Here is a 14907-nt window from a genome sequence, read left to right on the forward strand (position 1 = left end):
CGGGCTGAAGCGGGGCGCCGGCCCGGGCATAATGGGTGCCATGCGACGGACTGTACTGGGGATCCTGGCCGCCCTCCTGATGGCCTGCACGGGGTGCACCATCACCCAGGAAGACCCCGACTACGTTCCTCCGCCGCCGCTTCCCGTGTTGGAGCAGCTCAAGCAGGCCCCGCTGACTGACCCGGCCCGGTTTTCCGCGGGCGACGACGTGCTCAGCTTCGTCACCGCGGATCACAGCGCCGTCTGCTCGCTGACCTCGGCACGGGGCGAGCACATCAACGTGCCCTATGAGCAGAACGCGTACAGTGACACCGCCAACAACAAGCTGGCGATCGTCCCGGTGGCGCACTGCGAGCTGGCGGTGTACCCCAAACCTGAGGCCGGGGATGTCACTGACGACTGCGCCGGCACCGGCTTCGGCTACCTGGGCGGCGCAGCACTGCTCACTCCGGACAAGGCGAACTACGGCGAATGCCGCTCCGGCGTGACCCAGATGGAAGCCGAATTCGGCCCCAAGGGCACCAGGACCGGTCCCGTCTCCCGGCTGCCGGTACTGGAGGACGGCCAGAACCTGGAACGGAACGGCCTGCGCTGCTCGGCCTACCACGACGGCGTGGCATGCGGAAACGTATCGGCGGGCATTGCCTTCTTCATTTCGCGGGACCATTACGAACTAGTTTCCGGGGGCAGCCAAAACGCCTCCGTGACGCCGTCAGAAGCCCCAAAAACCCCGTAATCTAGGGGATTTTCTACGCCCCATAGAATAGTGTCCTTACTCACATAACAGGTACTCTGGAACGGGCCGGTCCGCAGAAAGGACTAGAGTTCCCAGAGGAGCATTGCGCCGTGTGGCTCGTTTCCAAACCTGTCGCAGGGCGCGTTTATTCCGCAGCCCGGTAACCACGATTACGTGGCTTCCGGCTGTACAGAAACTACTTCGACGTAGAAGGACACTAAACCGTGGACCTGTTTGAATATCAGGCGCGCGATATGTTCGAGGCGCACGGTGTACCCGTGCTTGCTGGCATCGTGGCGCACACCCCTGAAGAAGCAAAGGCAGCTGCCGAGAAGATCGGCGGCGTAACTGTCGTCAAGGCACAGGTTAAGGTCGGTGGCCGCGGAAAGGCCGGCGGCGTTAAGGTCGCTAAGACCGCCGATGAGGCGCTGGAACACTCCACCAACATCCTGGGCATGGACATCAAAGGCCACACGGTCAAAAAGGTCATGATCGCCCAGGGCGCGGACATCGCCGAGGAATACTACTTCTCCGTCCTGCTGGACCGGGCCAACCGCAACTACCTGGCCATGTGCTCGGTTGAAGGCGGCATGGAAATCGAACAGCTCGCCGTCGAACGCCCCGAAGCCCTGGCCAAGGTTGCCATCGATCCCGCTGTGGGAATCGACCAGGCCAAGGCCGATGAAATCGTCGCCGCTGCAGGCTTCGCTGAGGAACTGCGCGGCAAAGTCGCCGACGTAATCCTGAAGCTGTGGGACGTCTTCAAGAAGGAAGACGCCACCCTGGTAGAGGTCAACCCGCTGGTTAAGACCGGCGCCGGTGAGATCGTTGCCCTTGACGGCAAGGTCACCCTGGACGAGAACGCCGATTTCCGCCACCCCAAGCACGCACACCTTGAAGACAAGGATGCTGCTGACCCGCTCGAGGCCAAGGCCAAGGCGCAGGACCTCAACTACGTCAAGCTGGACGGCGAAGTTGGCATCATCGGCAACGGCGCCGGCCTGGTCATGTCCACCCTTGACGTCGTTGCCTACGCCGGCGAAAAGCACGGCAACGTCAAGCCCGCCAACTTCCTGGACATCGGCGGTGGAGCGTCCGCCGAGGTCATGGCTGCCGGTCTGGACGTCATCCTGGGCGACGAGCAGGTCAAGGCCGTGTTCGTGAACGTCTTCGGTGGCATCACCGCGTGTGACGCGGTGGCTAAGGGCATCGTGGGTGCACTGGCCGAACTGGGTCACTCCGCCAACAAGCCGCTGGTTGTCCGTCTCGACGGCAACAACGTCGAAGAAGGCCGCCGCATCCTGGCCGAGGCCAACCACCCGCTGGTTACCCTGGCCGCCACCATGGACGAGGGCGCCGACAAGGCCGCCGAGCTCGCCAACGCAGCTAAGTAAAGGGACGCACCATGTCTATCTATCTGAACAAGGACTCCAAGGTCATCGTCCAGGGCATCACCGGCGGCGAAGGCACCAAGCACACCGCCCTGATGCTCAAGGCCGGCACCAACGTGGTGGGCGGCGTCAACGCCCGCAAGGCCGGCACCACCGTCCTCCACGGCGATAACGAAATCACCGTTTTCGGCACCGTCAAGGAAGCCATTGCCGAGACCGGCGCCGACGTGTCCATCGTCTTCGTGCCGCCGGCGTTCACCAAGGACGCTGTTGTCGAAGCAATCGAGGCCGGCATCGGCCTGGTCGTCGTCATCACCGAAGGCGTTCCGGTCCAGGACTCCGCTGAGTTCTGGGCACTGGCGCAGTCCAAGGTTGACGCCAACGGCAAGCAGGTCACCCGCATCATCGGACCGAACTGCCCCGGCATCATCACCCCGGGCGAAGCCCTGGTTGGCATCACCCCGGCAAACATCACGGGCAAGGGCCCCATCGGCCTGGTCTCCAAGTCAGGCACCCTGACCTACCAGATGATGTACGAGCTGCGGGACCTGGGCTTCTCCACCGCCATCGGCATCGGCGGCGACCCGGTCATCGGCACCACGCACATCGATGCCCTTGAGGCCTTCGAAGCCGACCCTGAGACCAAGGCGATCGTGATGATCGGCGAGATCGGCGGTGACGCTGAAGAGCGTGCCGCGGACTACATCAAGGCCAACGTCACCAAGCCGGTTGTTGGCTACGTGGCAGGCTTCACCGCTCCGGAAGGCAAGACCATGGGCCACGCAGGCGCCATCGTCTCCGGCTCCGCGGGCACCGCCCAGGCCAAGAAGGAAGCCCTTGAGGCTGCCGGCGTGAAGGTCGGCAAGACGCCGTCCGAGACCGCCAAACTGCTGCGCGAAGTCTTCGCAGCCCTCTAAGTTCTGCCGCTAAGAAAAAGCGGGGTCACCTGCCGTCCTACGGGACGGACCGGGTGGCCCCGCTTTTGCGTTGAGTTCGCCTCTGCAGTGAGTACGACGGCGTTGAGTACGACTGCGGCGCGAACGGACAGCTGTGGCCCACTCGGCGGAGGGGCCCCAGGTGTCCGTTCGCGCTATTTGCTCAGCAGTTCGTCGAGGCGCTCGTAGCCCTCGGTCATGCCGCCTTCCATGCCGGACTGTGCCATGCCGTCGCGGGCCTCCTGGGTCGGATAGACGGAGTGGCCCAGGAGCCGGCACCGCCCGTTGCCGAGATCCTGGAAGGTAAGGAAGTCGATGCTGACGACGTCCGGGTAGCCGTCGTACTCGAAGGTCTGGATGGCGAAGTCGTTTTCCCGGACCGTGTGGAAGATCCCGTTGAAGCCGTACCTTGAGCCGTCAGGTCCGATGTGGGTGTACCGGTAGCTGCCGCCGGTCCGGAAATCGTAGTGGTCCATCTCCGCTTTCATTCCGCGCGGACCGAGCCATTGGGAAACCATCCCGGGCTCCTTGTGGGCGCGGAACACGTCCGCCACCGAGAAGTCGAAGTCCCGCTCAAAATCTATGTAGGGCTTCCCTTCGGGAACAGTGAGTTTCAGGGCGTTGCTCATGATGGGTCCTTTGCCTGCTTGCCGCTTGCCGCGGCGTTGGAACGAAGCACGGCATCAAGGCTGCGGAACTGCTCCTCGCGGACCAGCCTGTACTGGTCGATCCATGCGGTGAGAGCCTCAAGCCGTGCGGGATTCAGGTGGACGGGCCTGCGTTGGGCGTCACGCGTCCGCGTGACCAGTTGTGCCTGCTCGAGGACCTGGATGTGCTTCGAGACCGCCTGCTTGGTGATCGCGAAGGGTTCCGCCAATTCGTTTACGGTGGCCGGGCCCCGGCTCAGCCGGGCGATGATGCGGCGCCGGACTGGATCGGCGAGGGCAAGGAAGGCTGAGTCGAGCAGTTCGTCATCACCCGTGTCCATGGCTGCCAATCAACCCGTCCCGTAGTTCATTCGTTGTAGTCAACTGAGTTATTGATCAACCTTTCGGTTGTTTAAGGCTACACCCGCCCCCTGTGGATCGCAAGAGTTGCCCTGTTTATCCCGCTCGAGCTCTTGTAGACAGGTCTTGAACTTTGTTAGTATGTCAGGACAAACTACTTGAAGGAGCTACACGTGCCGCTCGTGCGAATCGATGTAAATGAAGGCCGCAGCCCGGAGGACTTATCCCGGTTGAGCGGGGGAATCCACGATGCCATCCTGGCCGAGTACGGCATTCCGGAGCGCGACTACTTCCATGTCCTCACCGAGCACCCCCGCGGGCAGATCTTTGCCCAGGATGCCGGCCTTGGCTTCGAACGCACGCCTGACGTGGTCATGATCCAGATCTTCACCCAAGGTGGCCGGACTCAGGAGGCGAAGCAGTCCCTCTTCGCCGCAATCGCCGGCAGGTTGTCGGAGCTGGGGGTGGGTGGTGAGGACGTGTTTATCGGCTATGTGGAGAACACTGCCGGAGACTGGTCCTTCGGTTTCGGCCGGGCCCAGTATGTGACCGGGGAGCTGGCTGTTCCCCGAAAATAGCGGGCCAACGGCCCTGACCGAGGGGTCCGGAAGGGCGCAATACCAAGGGCCATGCCAAGTTGTAAATATGTCAGTACAAACCTTTGACAGGACAATGATTCTAGGGCAAAGTAGTGGTTGTGGCCCCGCTCACGGGGGCCTGCCAGGAACCGGAGCTCTATCTGTTCAGAGGTACAGAGTTCAAACCAGAAAGGTCCGCGATTAACGTGACCCACGAACTGCTCACGATCGGGCGCATCAGCGTTGATATTTACCCGAACGACATCGGGGTGGATCTGGAGGACGTCACGTCCTTCGGAAAGTACCTTGGTGGATCACCTTCCAACGTGGCCGTGGCAGCTGCCCGGCATGGCCGCCGGGCCGGCGTGATCACACGCACCGGCGACGACGCCTTCGGTACCTACCTACACCGCGAACTGCACAAGTTCAACGTGGACGATGCCTTCGTTTCCCCGGTCAAGGAATGGCCCACCGCTGTCACGTTCTGCGCCATCAAGCCGCCGGAAGACTTCCCGCTCTACTTCTATGGACGTTTCCCCACGGCCCCGGACCTGCAGATCAAGGCCGTAGAGCTGGACCTGGACGCCATCCGCGATGCAGGAATCTTCTGGTCCACCGTCACCGGCTTGTGCCAGGAACCCAGCCGTGACGCGCACATCAAGGCGCACGAAGCCCGCCCGCGCACCGGCCTCAAAGACGGTCAGTACACCATCCTGGACCTGGACTACCGCCCCATGTTCTGGGCCTCCGAAGAGGAAGCCCGCGCCCAGGTCGCCAAGATCCTGCCGCACGTCACGGTGGCAATCGGCAACGACAAGGAATGCGCCGTTGCCGTGGGTGAGGGAACCCCGGACGAGCAGGCAGACCGCCTCCTGGACGCCGGCGTCGAAATCGCCGTCGTCAAGCTCGGCCCCGAAGGCGTGATGGCCAAGACCCGCACCGAGCGTGTGGTGTCCGCCCCCGTTCCGGTGGAGACCGTCAACGGCCTCGGTGCCGGCGACTCCTTCGGCGGAGCCTTCTGCCACGGGCTGCTGTCTGGCTGGCCCCTCGCCGAGGTTCTCGATTACGCCAACGCCTCGGGAGCGATCGTCGCGTCCCGCCTGTCCTGCGCTGACGCCATGCCGACGCCGGAAGAGGTCACCTCGCTGCTGGCCGAGCGCGGTCGCCTGGTTCCCGGCCGGTTTGCCACCGAAGGAGCAGCACTGTGAGCATCAATCTTGGCACCGCCACCCTCGCGGTGGACGACGATCCCCGCCGCTACGCCCATTTGAGTACCCTCCGTCTGGAAGACCCGGGCGCCGTCGCCCGTGCAGCCAAGGCGCGCCGCCGCCACCCCGGCCTCAAGTACGGCCGGCAGAACTTCATTGTCGCCGCCGACCACCCCGCCCGCGGCGCCCTCGCCGTAGGGAATGATCCCGTGGCCATGGCGGACCGCCGGCAGCTGCTGGACCGCCTGCAGATCGCCCTGGCGAACCCCGACGTGGACGGCGTCCTCGCCTCGCCGGACATCATGGACGACCTGCTCCTGCTGGGCGCACTCGAAGGAAAACTGATTTTCGGTTCGATGAACCGCGGCGGGCTCGCCGGCCTGGTGAACGAATTCGACGACCGCTTCACCGGCCACACCGCCGCAGCGCTGGAGGCACTGGGAGCCGACGGCGGCAAGATGCTGACGCGCATCTGCCTCGGCGACCCGGACACAGTAGCCATGCTGGAAGCGACGGCCAAGGCCATCGACTCCCTCGCCGAACGCAAGCTGATCGCGATGGTGGAACCCTTCCTGTCCGTGCGCGAGAACGGCAAGGTCCGCAACGACTTGTCCACCAATGCCGTGATCAAGTCGATCGCGATCGCCGAAGGCCTGGGCTCCACCAGCGCCTACACCTGGATGAAGCTGCCCGTGGTGGCCGACATGGAGCGCGTCATGGCCGCCACCACCATGCCCACCGTGCTGCTGGGGGGAGACCCGGAAGGAACCCAGGACGAAGTCTTCGCCACCTGGGAAGCCGCCCTGGCCCTCCCCGGCGTGCAGGGCCTCACAGTCGGCCGGACCCTCCTGTACCCGCAGGACGGCGACGTTGCCGGCGCAGTGGCCAGTGCAGCCTCCCTGCTGAACCACACATCAGAAATTCCGGAGTAAGAATCATGGCAACGCGCAGAATGACGGTGGCGCAGGCCGTCGTCGAATACCTTTCCAAGCAGTACACCGTTGACCGCATCGGCAGCCAGGATTACCGGGAACGCCTGATCCCCGGAACCTTCGGCATCTTCGGGCACGGCAACGTTGCCGGCGTCGGCCAGGCCCTCAAGCAGTACCAGGCCGCCGACTCGACGATCATGCCCTACTACCAGGGCCGCAACGAGCAGGCACAGGCGCACCAGGCCGTGGGCTACGCACGCCACACCCGGCGCCGCCAGACCTTCGCGATCAGCACCTCCATCGGTCCCGGTTCCTCCAACCTCCTGACCGGCGCGGCGCTGGCCACCACCAACCGCCTGCCGGTGCTGCTGCTGCCGAGTGACACCTTCGCCACCCGCGCCGCCGATCCCGTCCTGCAGCAGCTTGAGCAGCCGTACGCCTACGACATCACCGTCAACGACGCGTTCCGGCCGCTGTCCAAGTTCTTCGACCGGGTCTCCCGGCCCGAGCAGTTGTTTTCGGCGTTCCACCACGGACTCCGGGTCCTGACGGACCCGGCCGAGACCGGTGCCGTCACCATTTCCCTCCCGCAGGACGTCCAGGCTGAAGCCTTCGACGTGCCCGAGGAGTTCCTGGCCGAACGCGAATGGCGCATCCGCCGCCCCGACGCCGACGACGAGGACATCCGCCGTGCCGCCGAAGCCATCCGCGCCGCCAAGCGCCCGCTGATCATCGCCGGCGGCGGCGTCCTCTACGCCTACGCCAACGACGAACTGGCGGGGTTCGTCGAACTCACCGGCATTCCGGTGGGCAACACCCAGGCCGGCGTCGGCGTCCTGCCGTGGGACCACAAGTTCTCCCTCGGAGCCATCGGCTCCACGGGCACGACGGCGGCGAACGCCATCGCCGCCGAGGCGGACCTGATCATCGGCATCGGCACGCGCTACGAGGACTTCACCACCGCCTCGCGCACCGCATTCCAGAACCCCGACGTCAAGTTCATCAACATCAACGTCGCCGCCATCGACGCGTACAAGCACGGCACCACGCTGCCGATCGTGGCAGACGCCCGAAAGGCCCTGGTCAAGCTCAACCAGGCACTCGGAGGCTACCGCGTGGGGGCTGACCTGGAACAGCAGGTCGCGGCCGAAAAGAAGCGCTGGGACGCCACCGTCGACGATGCGTTCGATACCCGGTTCACGCCGTTGCCGGCCCAGAACGAGATCATCGGCGCCACCAGCCGTGCCATGGACGCGCAGGACGTGGTCATCTGTGCAGCCGGCTCGCTGCCCGGCGACCTGCACAAGATGTGGCGCGTCCGCGACCCGTTCGGCTACCACGTCGAATACGCGTACTCCTGCATGGGCTACGAGATCCCCGGCGGGCTCGGCGTCAAGCGCGCCGCGCTGGCCGAAGCCGCAGTGGGCGGGGCGCAGCGCGACGTCGTCGTGATGGTGGGGGACGGCTCCTACCTGATGATGCACACCGAACTGGTCACCGCCGTCGCCGAACGGATCAAACTGATCGTGGTCCTGATCCAGAACCACGGCTACGCCTCCATCGGCTCCCTCTCCGAAATGCTGGGTTCGCAGCGTTTCGGCACCCAGTACCGGGCGCTGAACGAGGAACAGCACAGCTTCGACGAGGGCGAGACCCTCCCGGTGGACCTGGCCCTGAACGCCGAAAGCCTCGGTGTGAAGGTCATCCGGATCGAACCGGGGGAGAAGGTCATCGCCGAACTCGAACAGGCCATCCGGGACGCCAAGGCCGCCCCGGAGCGCGGCGGACCGATCCTGATCCACGTCGAGTCCGACCCGCTCCTAGACGCTCCGAGCTCCGAATCCTGGTGGGATGTTCCCGTCTCGCAGGTCTCCGACCTCGAGTCCACCCAGCAGGCGTTCAAGACTTACACCGGCCACAAGAACCGCCAGCGCAAGCTGCTCGGCTGAACCCCTTCCCCCAGAGACCAAGGAAGTCCTCACCATGTCAACGACGACCGTCACCACCACCATCAACCACTTCATCAACGGGGCCGAGACCGCCGGCGAAGGCAGCCGCACCCAACCTGTCTACAACCCCGCCACCGGCGCCGTGTCCGCGGAGCTGCGGCTGGCCAACCGGGCGGACCTTGATGCCACCGTCGCCGCGGCCCGCGCCGCTGCCGACACCTGGGGCGACATTTCCTTGGCCAAGCGCACTGCGGTGCTGTTCAAGTTCCGTGAACTCGTCGCGTCCCACGTGGACGACCTCGCCGAACTGATCACTGCCGAGCACGGCAAGGTCCTCTCCGACGCGAAGGGCGAGATCGGCCGCGGCCTGGAAGTCATCGAGTTCGCCTGCGGCATCCCGACCCTGCTCAAGGGTGAGTACTCCGACCAGGTCTCCACCGGCATCGACGTCTTCTCCTTCCGCGAGCCGCTCGGCGTCGTCGCCGGCATCACCCCGTTCAACTTCCCGGTCATGGTCCCGCTGTGGATGGCACCGATGGCCATCGCCACCGGCAACGCCTTCATCCTCAAGCCCTCCGAGCGCGACCCCTCCGCCTCGATGCTGCTGGCCAAGCTGTGGAAGCAGGCCGGCCTGCCCGACGGCGTCTTCCAGGTCCTGCACGGGGACAAGGAAACCGTCGACGGCCTGCTGACCCACCCGGACGTGGACGGCATCTCCTTCGTCGGCTCCACCCCGATCGCCCAGTACGTCCACGAGACCGCCACCAAGCACGGCAAGCGCGTCCAGGCCCTGGGCGGGGCGAAGAACCACGCCATCATCCTGCCCGACGCCGACCTCGACAACGCCGCCGACCACCTCGCCGCCGCCGCCTTCGGCTCGGCCGGGGAACGCTGCATGGCCATCTCCGTCGCCGTCGCCGTCGGCGACGCCGCCGAACTGCTGGTCAAGAAAGTCGAAGAGCGCGCCCTCGCCGTCAAGGTCGACAACGGCACCGCCCCCGGCGCCGAAATGGGCCCGGTCATCACCCCCGCTTCCAAGGAACGCATCGTCAAGATCGTCACCGAAGCCGAAGCCGCCGGCGCCGCCATGGTGGTGGACGGCCGCGACCTGGTGGTCCCCGGCCACGAGGAAGGCTTCTGGGTCGGCCCCACGGTCATTGACCACGTCAAGACCGAAATGACCGCCTACACCGAGGAAATCTTCGGACCCGTCCTCGTGGTGGTCCGGGTCGACGACCTGGACGCCGGCATCAAGCTGATCAACTCCAACCCGTACGGCAACGGCACCGCCATCTTCACCTCCTCCGGCGCCAACGCCCGGAAGTTCCAGCGGTCCGTCACCGTGGGCATGATCGGCATCAACGTGCCGCTGCCCGTCCCGGTGGCCTACCACTCCTTCGGCGGCTGGAAGGCCTCGCTGTTCGGCGACAAGCACATCTATGGACCCGAAGGCGTTTCCTTCTACACCCGCGGCAAGGTCGTCACCTCCCGCTGGCCCGAGCCCACCCACGCCTCGGGCGCCTCCTACAACTTCCCCTCCCACGCCGACGACTCCCACACCGTGCGCCACGACGGCATCGCAGAGGGCCTGCCCGACGAAGTCCTGGAAGGACAGGACACCGTTCCCGGGCGCGCCGACGACGGCACAGAAGGCCGCGGGCGGCGAGACTGAGCCCTGTTCCTACGGACTCCAATATCGCCAGTGCAAGTCGACAAGAGAAAGACAAAGCAGTCATGACTGAAGTAGAGAACAAGCTGATCATCGGTACGGCGCCGGATTCCTGGGGTGTCTGGTTCCCGGATGACCCCAAGCAGACCCCGTGGGAGCGGTTCCTGGACGAGGTTGCCGAATCCGGCTACAAGTGGATCGAACTCGGCCCCTACGGCTACCTGCCGAACGACCCCGCCCGGCTGGCCGAGGAACTCAAGCAGCGCGACCTGAAGGTCACGGCGGGAACGGTCTTCACCGCTTTCCACCGCGGGCTGGACCAGTGGGAAACCGCCTGGGAACCCGCCCGCAAGGTCGCCGAACTCACGGCAGCGATGGGCGGCGAGCACATCGTGGTCATCCCGGCCATGTGGCGCGATGACGTCACCGGTGAGGCCGTGGAAAGCGGCCAGCTCACCGAGAAGGCCTGGAGCGACCTGTTCGCCGGCCACAACCGCCTGGGCAAGACCCTGCTGGAGGACTTCGGCCTGAAGCAGCAGTTCCACTCGCACGCCGATTCCCACGTCGGGGCCCAGGAGGACATTGAAACCCTCCTGGCTGCCACGGATTCGAAATACCTGAACCTGTGCCTGGACACCGGCCACGCCGAATACTGCGGCGCCTCCAGCCTCGAGCTGATCAAGAACTACCCGGACCGCATCGGCTACCTGCACCTAAAGCAGATCAATCCGGACATCCTCAAGAAGGTCAACGAGGAAAACATGACCTGGGCCGCCGCTAACCTGGCCGGCGTCATGACCGAGCCGCCGAACGGCCTGCCCGACCTGCGCGCCGTCATCGAAGCCGTGGAAGCCCTGAACCGGCCCATCTTCGGCATCGTCGAGCAGGACATGTACCCCGTGGCCTTCGACGTCCCCATGCCGATCGCCAAGCGCACGCGCAACTACCTGCTGTCCTGCGGCTCCCGCACGGCAGTCAACTAACGGCCGCCCAGGCACCCGAAAACGTAAGGAAAGAATAATGACTGAAACCCTTCGCGTCGCCGTCATCGGCGCCGGCCGCATGGGCGCGGACCACATCCAGCGCCTCAGCAAGCGCATCCACGGCGCAGAAGTCGCCGCCGTCGTCGACGTTGACCTGGCCCGCGCGCAGGCCGCCATCGAAGGCATCCCCGGCGCAGTGGCCCTGGCCGACGCCGAAGAGGCCCTCAACAACGGCGACGTCAACGCCGTGCTGATTGCCACCCCCGGCTTCCTGCACGAGGACATCCTGCTCAAGGTCATCGAGAAGGACATCCCCATCCTCTGCGAAAAGCCGCTGACACCTGACGCTGAATCCTCCTGGAAGATCGTCCAGGCCGAGCAGAAGCTGGGCCGCAAGCGGATCCAGGTGGGCTTTATGCGCCGGTTCGACGCCGAATACGCAGCCCTGGGCCAGGTCATCCGCGACCACGAACTGGGCGAACTGCTGATGCTGCACCACCAGCACCGCAACCCGACAACCCCGGCCGGCTTCACCAACGAGATGCTGATCAACGACTCCGTGGTCCACGAGTTCGACGCCATCCGGTTCTTCACCGGCGAGGAAATCACGTCCGTCCAGGTGCGGCTGGGCAAGGCCACGAAGAACGCCCCGGCCGGCCAGCACGATCCCCAGCACGTCCTAATCGAAACCGAGTCCGGCGTCCTGGCCGACGTCGAGATCTACGTCAACGCCAAGTTCGGCTACGAAGTGGCAACGCAGGCCTCCTTCGAGGAGGGCATCGTCAGCATCGGCGGTGACAAGGGCCCCTACACCCGCAGCGCCGGCCGCTGGGGCGGCAACGTCACCCCCGGTTTCGAAGAGCGCTTCGGTGCGGCGTACGACGTCGAGATCCAGTCCTGGGTGGACGCCGCCCTCCGCGGCGAAGTCGGCGGTCCCACGGCCTGGGACGGCTACGCCACCGCAGCCTGCTGCGAGGCCGGCGTCGAGGCACAGAAGAACGGCGAGAAGGTCGCCGTGAAGCTGAACGCCAAGCCTGCCCTCTACAGCTAGGCCCGCCGCAATAGGAGTTTTTGTCCAGATGGAGCGCCCTTAAGCCCCTCCGGGCCGCTCTATCTGGACAAAAACTCCCTTCGATACCTGACTGATCCACAATGGAGTGTTCCACGTGAAAATCGCCCTTGATCCAACGCCGTTCCACCACTCGCACAGCCTGCTCGAATTCCCCAGGGTGGTGGCGGACCTCGGCTACAAGTACATGCAGATGACCCCGCACGCCGACTTCATCCCGTTCTACAACCACCCGAAGGCCGACGACGAACTGGTGGGCCAGCTCAATAAGGCCTGCAAGGATGCCGGGATCGAAATCGCCTCCGTCCTGCCCGTCCTCCGCTGGTCGGGACCGGACGAGGACGCCCGGGAGGCTGCCGTCCGCTACTGGAAGCGCGCCATCCAGATCACGGTGGACCTCGGCGTCAGCACCATGAACACCGAATTCAGCGGACGCCCGGAGAAGGCCGAAGAATCAGAGCGTGCCTTCTACCGCTCCATGGAAGAGTTGCTGCCCATCATCGAACGCGAGGGCATCGACCTGCTCATCGACCCGCACCCGGACGACTTTGTGGAGGAAGGCCTGGCCGCCATCCGCGTCATCCGCGGCCTGAACTCGAAGAACGTGGGCCTGGTCTACGTGGCCTCGCACAGCTTCCACATGAAGGACGCGCCCCTGGACATTATGCGCGCAGCGGGGGACAAGCTCCGGCTGGTCCACGTCGCCGACACCATGAACCACCACGCCTCGCATGGACTGCGCTACATCACCAACCCGCCCGGCAACCCGGTCCGCGTGCACCAGCACCTGAAGGTCGGCGACGGCGACGTCAATTGGGAGGAATTCTTCGGCGGGCTGCAGGAGATCGGCTTCCTTGACCGCGAAGACACCGTCATGGTCTCCAGCGTTTTCGCCGAAGACGAGAACGCGGAGGAGATTTCCCGCTACCAGCTGGACACGATGAACAACTACATCGCCAAAGCGCGGTAGCGGCTGCCCTATGAAGGAACCGGAACACACACTCACCAGTACCCCCTCGCAGTCCCTGGCCGGACCCGCCGGCGGCGCGGCGAATCCCAAGGGATTCATGCGCCGGGTGGCCCTGTTCTCAACCTTCGGCGGACTCCTGTTCGGCTATGACACCGGGGTCATCAACGGTGCACTCCCGTTCATGCAGCGGGACCTCGGGCTGACGCCGCTGACGGAAGGGCTGGTCACTTCCACCCTGCTGTTCGGTGCCGCCTTCGGTGCCATCACCGCCGGCAGGCTGTCGGACCGTTTTGGCCGCCGCAGGACCATCATGGTGCTGGCGCTCATCTTCGCCGTGTCCACTATTGCCTGTTCCATCGCACCCACCACTGGGCTGCTGGTCCTGGCCCGGACGGTCCTTGGTTTGGCGGTCGGCGGGGCATCGGTGATCGTGCCGGTGTACCTCGCGGAAATGTCACCCGCGGCCCAGCGCGGCCGGATCGTGACGCAGAACGAGCTCATGATCGTCACGGGCCAGTTCCTGGCGTTCACCTTCAACGCCGTCCTGGGCAACACCTTCCCCGAGGCTTCCCATGTGTGGCGGTGGATGCTGGTGATCGCCACGCTGCCCGCCGTCGTGCTTTGGTTCGGAATGCTGGTCCTGCCGGAGAGCCCGCGCTGGCTGGCCTCGGCCGGACGCTTCGGCGAGGTCCTCGACGTGCTGCGCAAGACCCGTGCAGCAGCGGACATCTCCACCGAATTCGACGAAGTGCGGCAGGCTGCCAGGGAGGACTATCAGTCCAAGCTTGGCACTTGGCGGGACCTCACCGTTCCGTGGATCCGCCGCATCTTTGTTGTGGGGCTCGGCATGGCCGTGATCAACCAGATCAGCGGCGTCAACGCGATCATGTACTACGGCACCTCGATCCTCTCCAGTTCCGGCTTCGGGGACCAGGGCGCCCTGCTGGCCAACGTCGTCAACGGCGTCACGTCCGTGGTGGCCGTCGTCGTCGGAATGTCCCTGATGACCCGGGTCCGACGGAAGTCCATGCTGATCGTGGGCCTGGCGGGCACTGCGTCCTCGCTGCTGGCGATCGGCCTGACTTCGATGCTGATCCCGGAAGGCACGCTTCGGGGCTATCTGGTGCTGCTGTTCATGGTGACGTTCCTGGCGTCCATGCAGTCCTGCATCGGCACGGTGACGTGGCTGACGATGTCCGAGATCTTCCCGCTGCACGTCCGCGGCATCGGCATGGGCATCTGCGTGTTCGTGCTGTGGATGATCAACTTCCTGATCGGCTTCTTCTTCCCGCAGATGGCCGCCTGGATCGGCGTTTCAACGACGTTCTTCATCTTCGTCGCCCTCCAAGTGGCAGCCATCGTCTGGGTGAAGCGCGTGGTGCCGGAAACCAAGGACAAGAGCCTTGAGGACCTGGAGCACTACTTCAAGAACGCCGCGGGGGAGAGCACCGCCGCCGGGCACGGAGCGCAAGCGAAGTAA

The 14907-nt window shown here is 65.0% G+C and carries 13 protein-coding genes and 1 pseudogene; 12 read left to right on the forward strand and 2 right to left on the reverse strand.

Annotated features, from left to right (window positions below):
• The first annotated feature begins 31 nt into the window (after nt 1–31).
• The 3 genes from J7I92_RS12460 (at nt 32) to sucD (ending at nt 3044) form a co-directional block, all read left to right on the forward strand.
• Nucleotides 32–736, forward strand: coding sequence for a hypothetical protein (locus J7I92_RS12460; protein ID WP_214840931.1), 705 nt, complete (start codon nt 32–34; stop codon nt 734–736).
• A 224-nt stretch (nt 737–960) separates the two neighbouring features.
• The gene (gene sucC / locus J7I92_RS12465) at nt 961–2130 is read left to right on the forward strand and encodes an ADP-forming succinate--CoA ligase subunit beta (RefSeq protein WP_214840933.1); all 1170 of its coding nucleotides are present in this window, start codon (nt 961–963) and stop codon (nt 2128–2130) included.
• Between the two features lie 11 nt (nt 2131–2141).
• Nucleotides 2142–3044 carry a succinate--CoA ligase subunit alpha gene (gene sucD / locus J7I92_RS12470; protein WP_214840935.1) on the forward strand — a complete coding sequence of 301 codons (903 nt, stop codon included), beginning with the start codon at nt 2142–2144 and terminating at the stop codon, nt 3042–3044.
• Nucleotides 3045–3217: 173 nt separating this feature from the next.
• Here the strand turns inward: sucD and J7I92_RS12475 are convergent, their stop codons facing one another.
• The gene (locus J7I92_RS12475) at nt 3218–3691 is read right to left on the reverse strand and encodes an SRPBCC family protein (protein ID WP_214840937.1); all 474 of its coding nucleotides are present in this window, start codon (nt 3689–3691) and stop codon (nt 3218–3220) included.
• The gene (locus tag J7I92_RS12480; protein ID WP_214840952.1) at nt 3688–4050 is read right to left on the reverse strand and encodes a helix-turn-helix transcriptional regulator; all 363 of its coding nucleotides are present in this window, start codon (nt 4048–4050) and stop codon (nt 3688–3690) included. Before J7I92_RS12480 ends, J7I92_RS12475 begins: the two co-directional genes overlap by 4 nt.
• Nucleotides 4051–4242: 192 nt before the next feature.
• Between J7I92_RS12480 and J7I92_RS12485 the strand changes: the two genes are divergently transcribed.
• The 9 genes and pseudogenes from J7I92_RS12485 (at nt 4243) to J7I92_RS12525 (ending at nt 14907) form a co-directional block, all read left to right on the forward strand.
• A complete protein-coding gene (locus J7I92_RS12485) occupies nt 4243–4647 on the forward strand; it encodes a tautomerase family protein (RefSeq protein ID WP_214840955.1) in 405 nt (134 codons plus the stop codon).
• A 206-nt stretch (nt 4648–4853) separates the two neighbouring features.
• Nucleotides 4854–5855, forward strand: coding sequence for a 5-dehydro-2-deoxygluconokinase (gene iolC / locus J7I92_RS12490; RefSeq protein WP_214840957.1), 1002 nt, complete (start codon nt 4854–4856; stop codon nt 5853–5855).
• Nucleotides 5852–6787 (forward strand): deoxyribose-phosphate aldolase, encoded by a 936-nt coding sequence (locus tag J7I92_RS12495; protein ID WP_214840959.1) that lies wholly within the window; start codon nt 5852–5854, stop codon nt 6785–6787. The genes iolC and J7I92_RS12495 overlap by 4 nt, the downstream gene beginning before the upstream one ends.
• A gap of 20 nt (nt 6788–6807) precedes the next feature.
• Nucleotides 6808–8736: a 3D-(3,5/4)-trihydroxycyclohexane-1,2-dione acylhydrolase (decyclizing) gene (gene iolD / locus J7I92_RS12500; RefSeq protein WP_214841320.1), complete on the forward strand. Its 1929-nt coding sequence runs from the start codon at nt 6808–6810 to the stop codon at nt 8734–8736.
• Nucleotides 8737–8770: 34 nt separating this feature from the next.
• Nucleotides 8771–10279: pseudogene (locus J7I92_RS12505) on the forward strand (CoA-acylating methylmalonate-semialdehyde dehydrogenase); the annotation flags it as partial.
• A 191-nt stretch (nt 10280–10470) separates the two neighbouring features.
• Nucleotides 10471–11388 (forward strand): sugar phosphate isomerase/epimerase, encoded by a 918-nt coding sequence (locus J7I92_RS12510; RefSeq protein WP_214840961.1) that lies wholly within the window; start codon nt 10471–10473, stop codon nt 11386–11388.
• Nucleotides 11389–11425: 37 nt separating this feature from the next.
• Nucleotides 11426–12439, forward strand: coding sequence for a Gfo/Idh/MocA family protein (locus J7I92_RS12515; RefSeq protein WP_214840963.1), 1014 nt, complete (start codon nt 11426–11428; stop codon nt 12437–12439).
• Nucleotides 12440–12554: 115 nt separating this feature from the next.
• Entirely contained in the window at nt 12555–13427 is an 873-nt protein-coding gene (locus tag J7I92_RS12520) for a sugar phosphate isomerase/epimerase family protein (RefSeq protein ID WP_214840964.1), read from the forward strand.
• A gap of 10 nt (nt 13428–13437) precedes the next feature.
• Nucleotides 13438–14907, forward strand: coding sequence for a sugar porter family MFS transporter (locus tag J7I92_RS12525; protein ID WP_285290097.1), 1470 nt, complete (start codon nt 13438–13440; stop codon nt 14905–14907).

The sequence above is a fragment of the Arthrobacter sp. ISL-72 genome, assembly GCF_018613755.1.
Taxonomy (GTDB): domain Bacteria; phylum Actinomycetota; class Actinomycetes; order Actinomycetales; family Micrococcaceae; genus Arthrobacter.

What these genes read in the sequence shown, in the direction of transcription:
- J7I92_RS12525 (WP_285290097.1), top strand. Translation starts at nt 13,438, where the DNA reads ATGAAGGAACCGGAACACACACTCACCAGTACCCCCTCGCAGTCCCTG.
- J7I92_RS12515 (WP_214840963.1), top strand. Translation starts at nt 11,426, where the DNA reads ATGACTGAAACCCTTCGCGTCGCCGTCATCGGCGCCGGCCGCATGGGC.
- J7I92_RS12460 (WP_214840931.1), top strand. Translation starts at nt 32, where the DNA reads ATGGGTGCCATGCGACGGACTGTACTGGGGATCCTGGCCGCCCTCCTG.
- J7I92_RS12510 (WP_214840961.1), top strand. Translation starts at nt 10,471, where the DNA reads ATGACTGAAGTAGAGAACAAGCTGATCATCGGTACGGCGCCGGATTCC.
- J7I92_RS12475 (WP_214840937.1), bottom strand. Translation starts at nt 3,691, where the DNA reads ATGAGCAACGCCCTGAAACTCACTGTTCCCGAAGGGAAGCCCTACATA.
- sucD (WP_214840935.1), top strand. Translation starts at nt 2,142, where the DNA reads ATGTCTATCTATCTGAACAAGGACTCCAAGGTCATCGTCCAGGGCATC.
- iolD (WP_214841320.1), top strand. Translation starts at nt 6,808, where the DNA reads ATGACGGTGGCGCAGGCCGTCGTCGAATACCTTTCCAAGCAGTACACC.
- J7I92_RS12480 (WP_214840952.1), bottom strand. Translation starts at nt 4,050, where the DNA reads ATGGACACGGGTGATGACGAACTGCTCGACTCAGCCTTCCTTGCCCTC.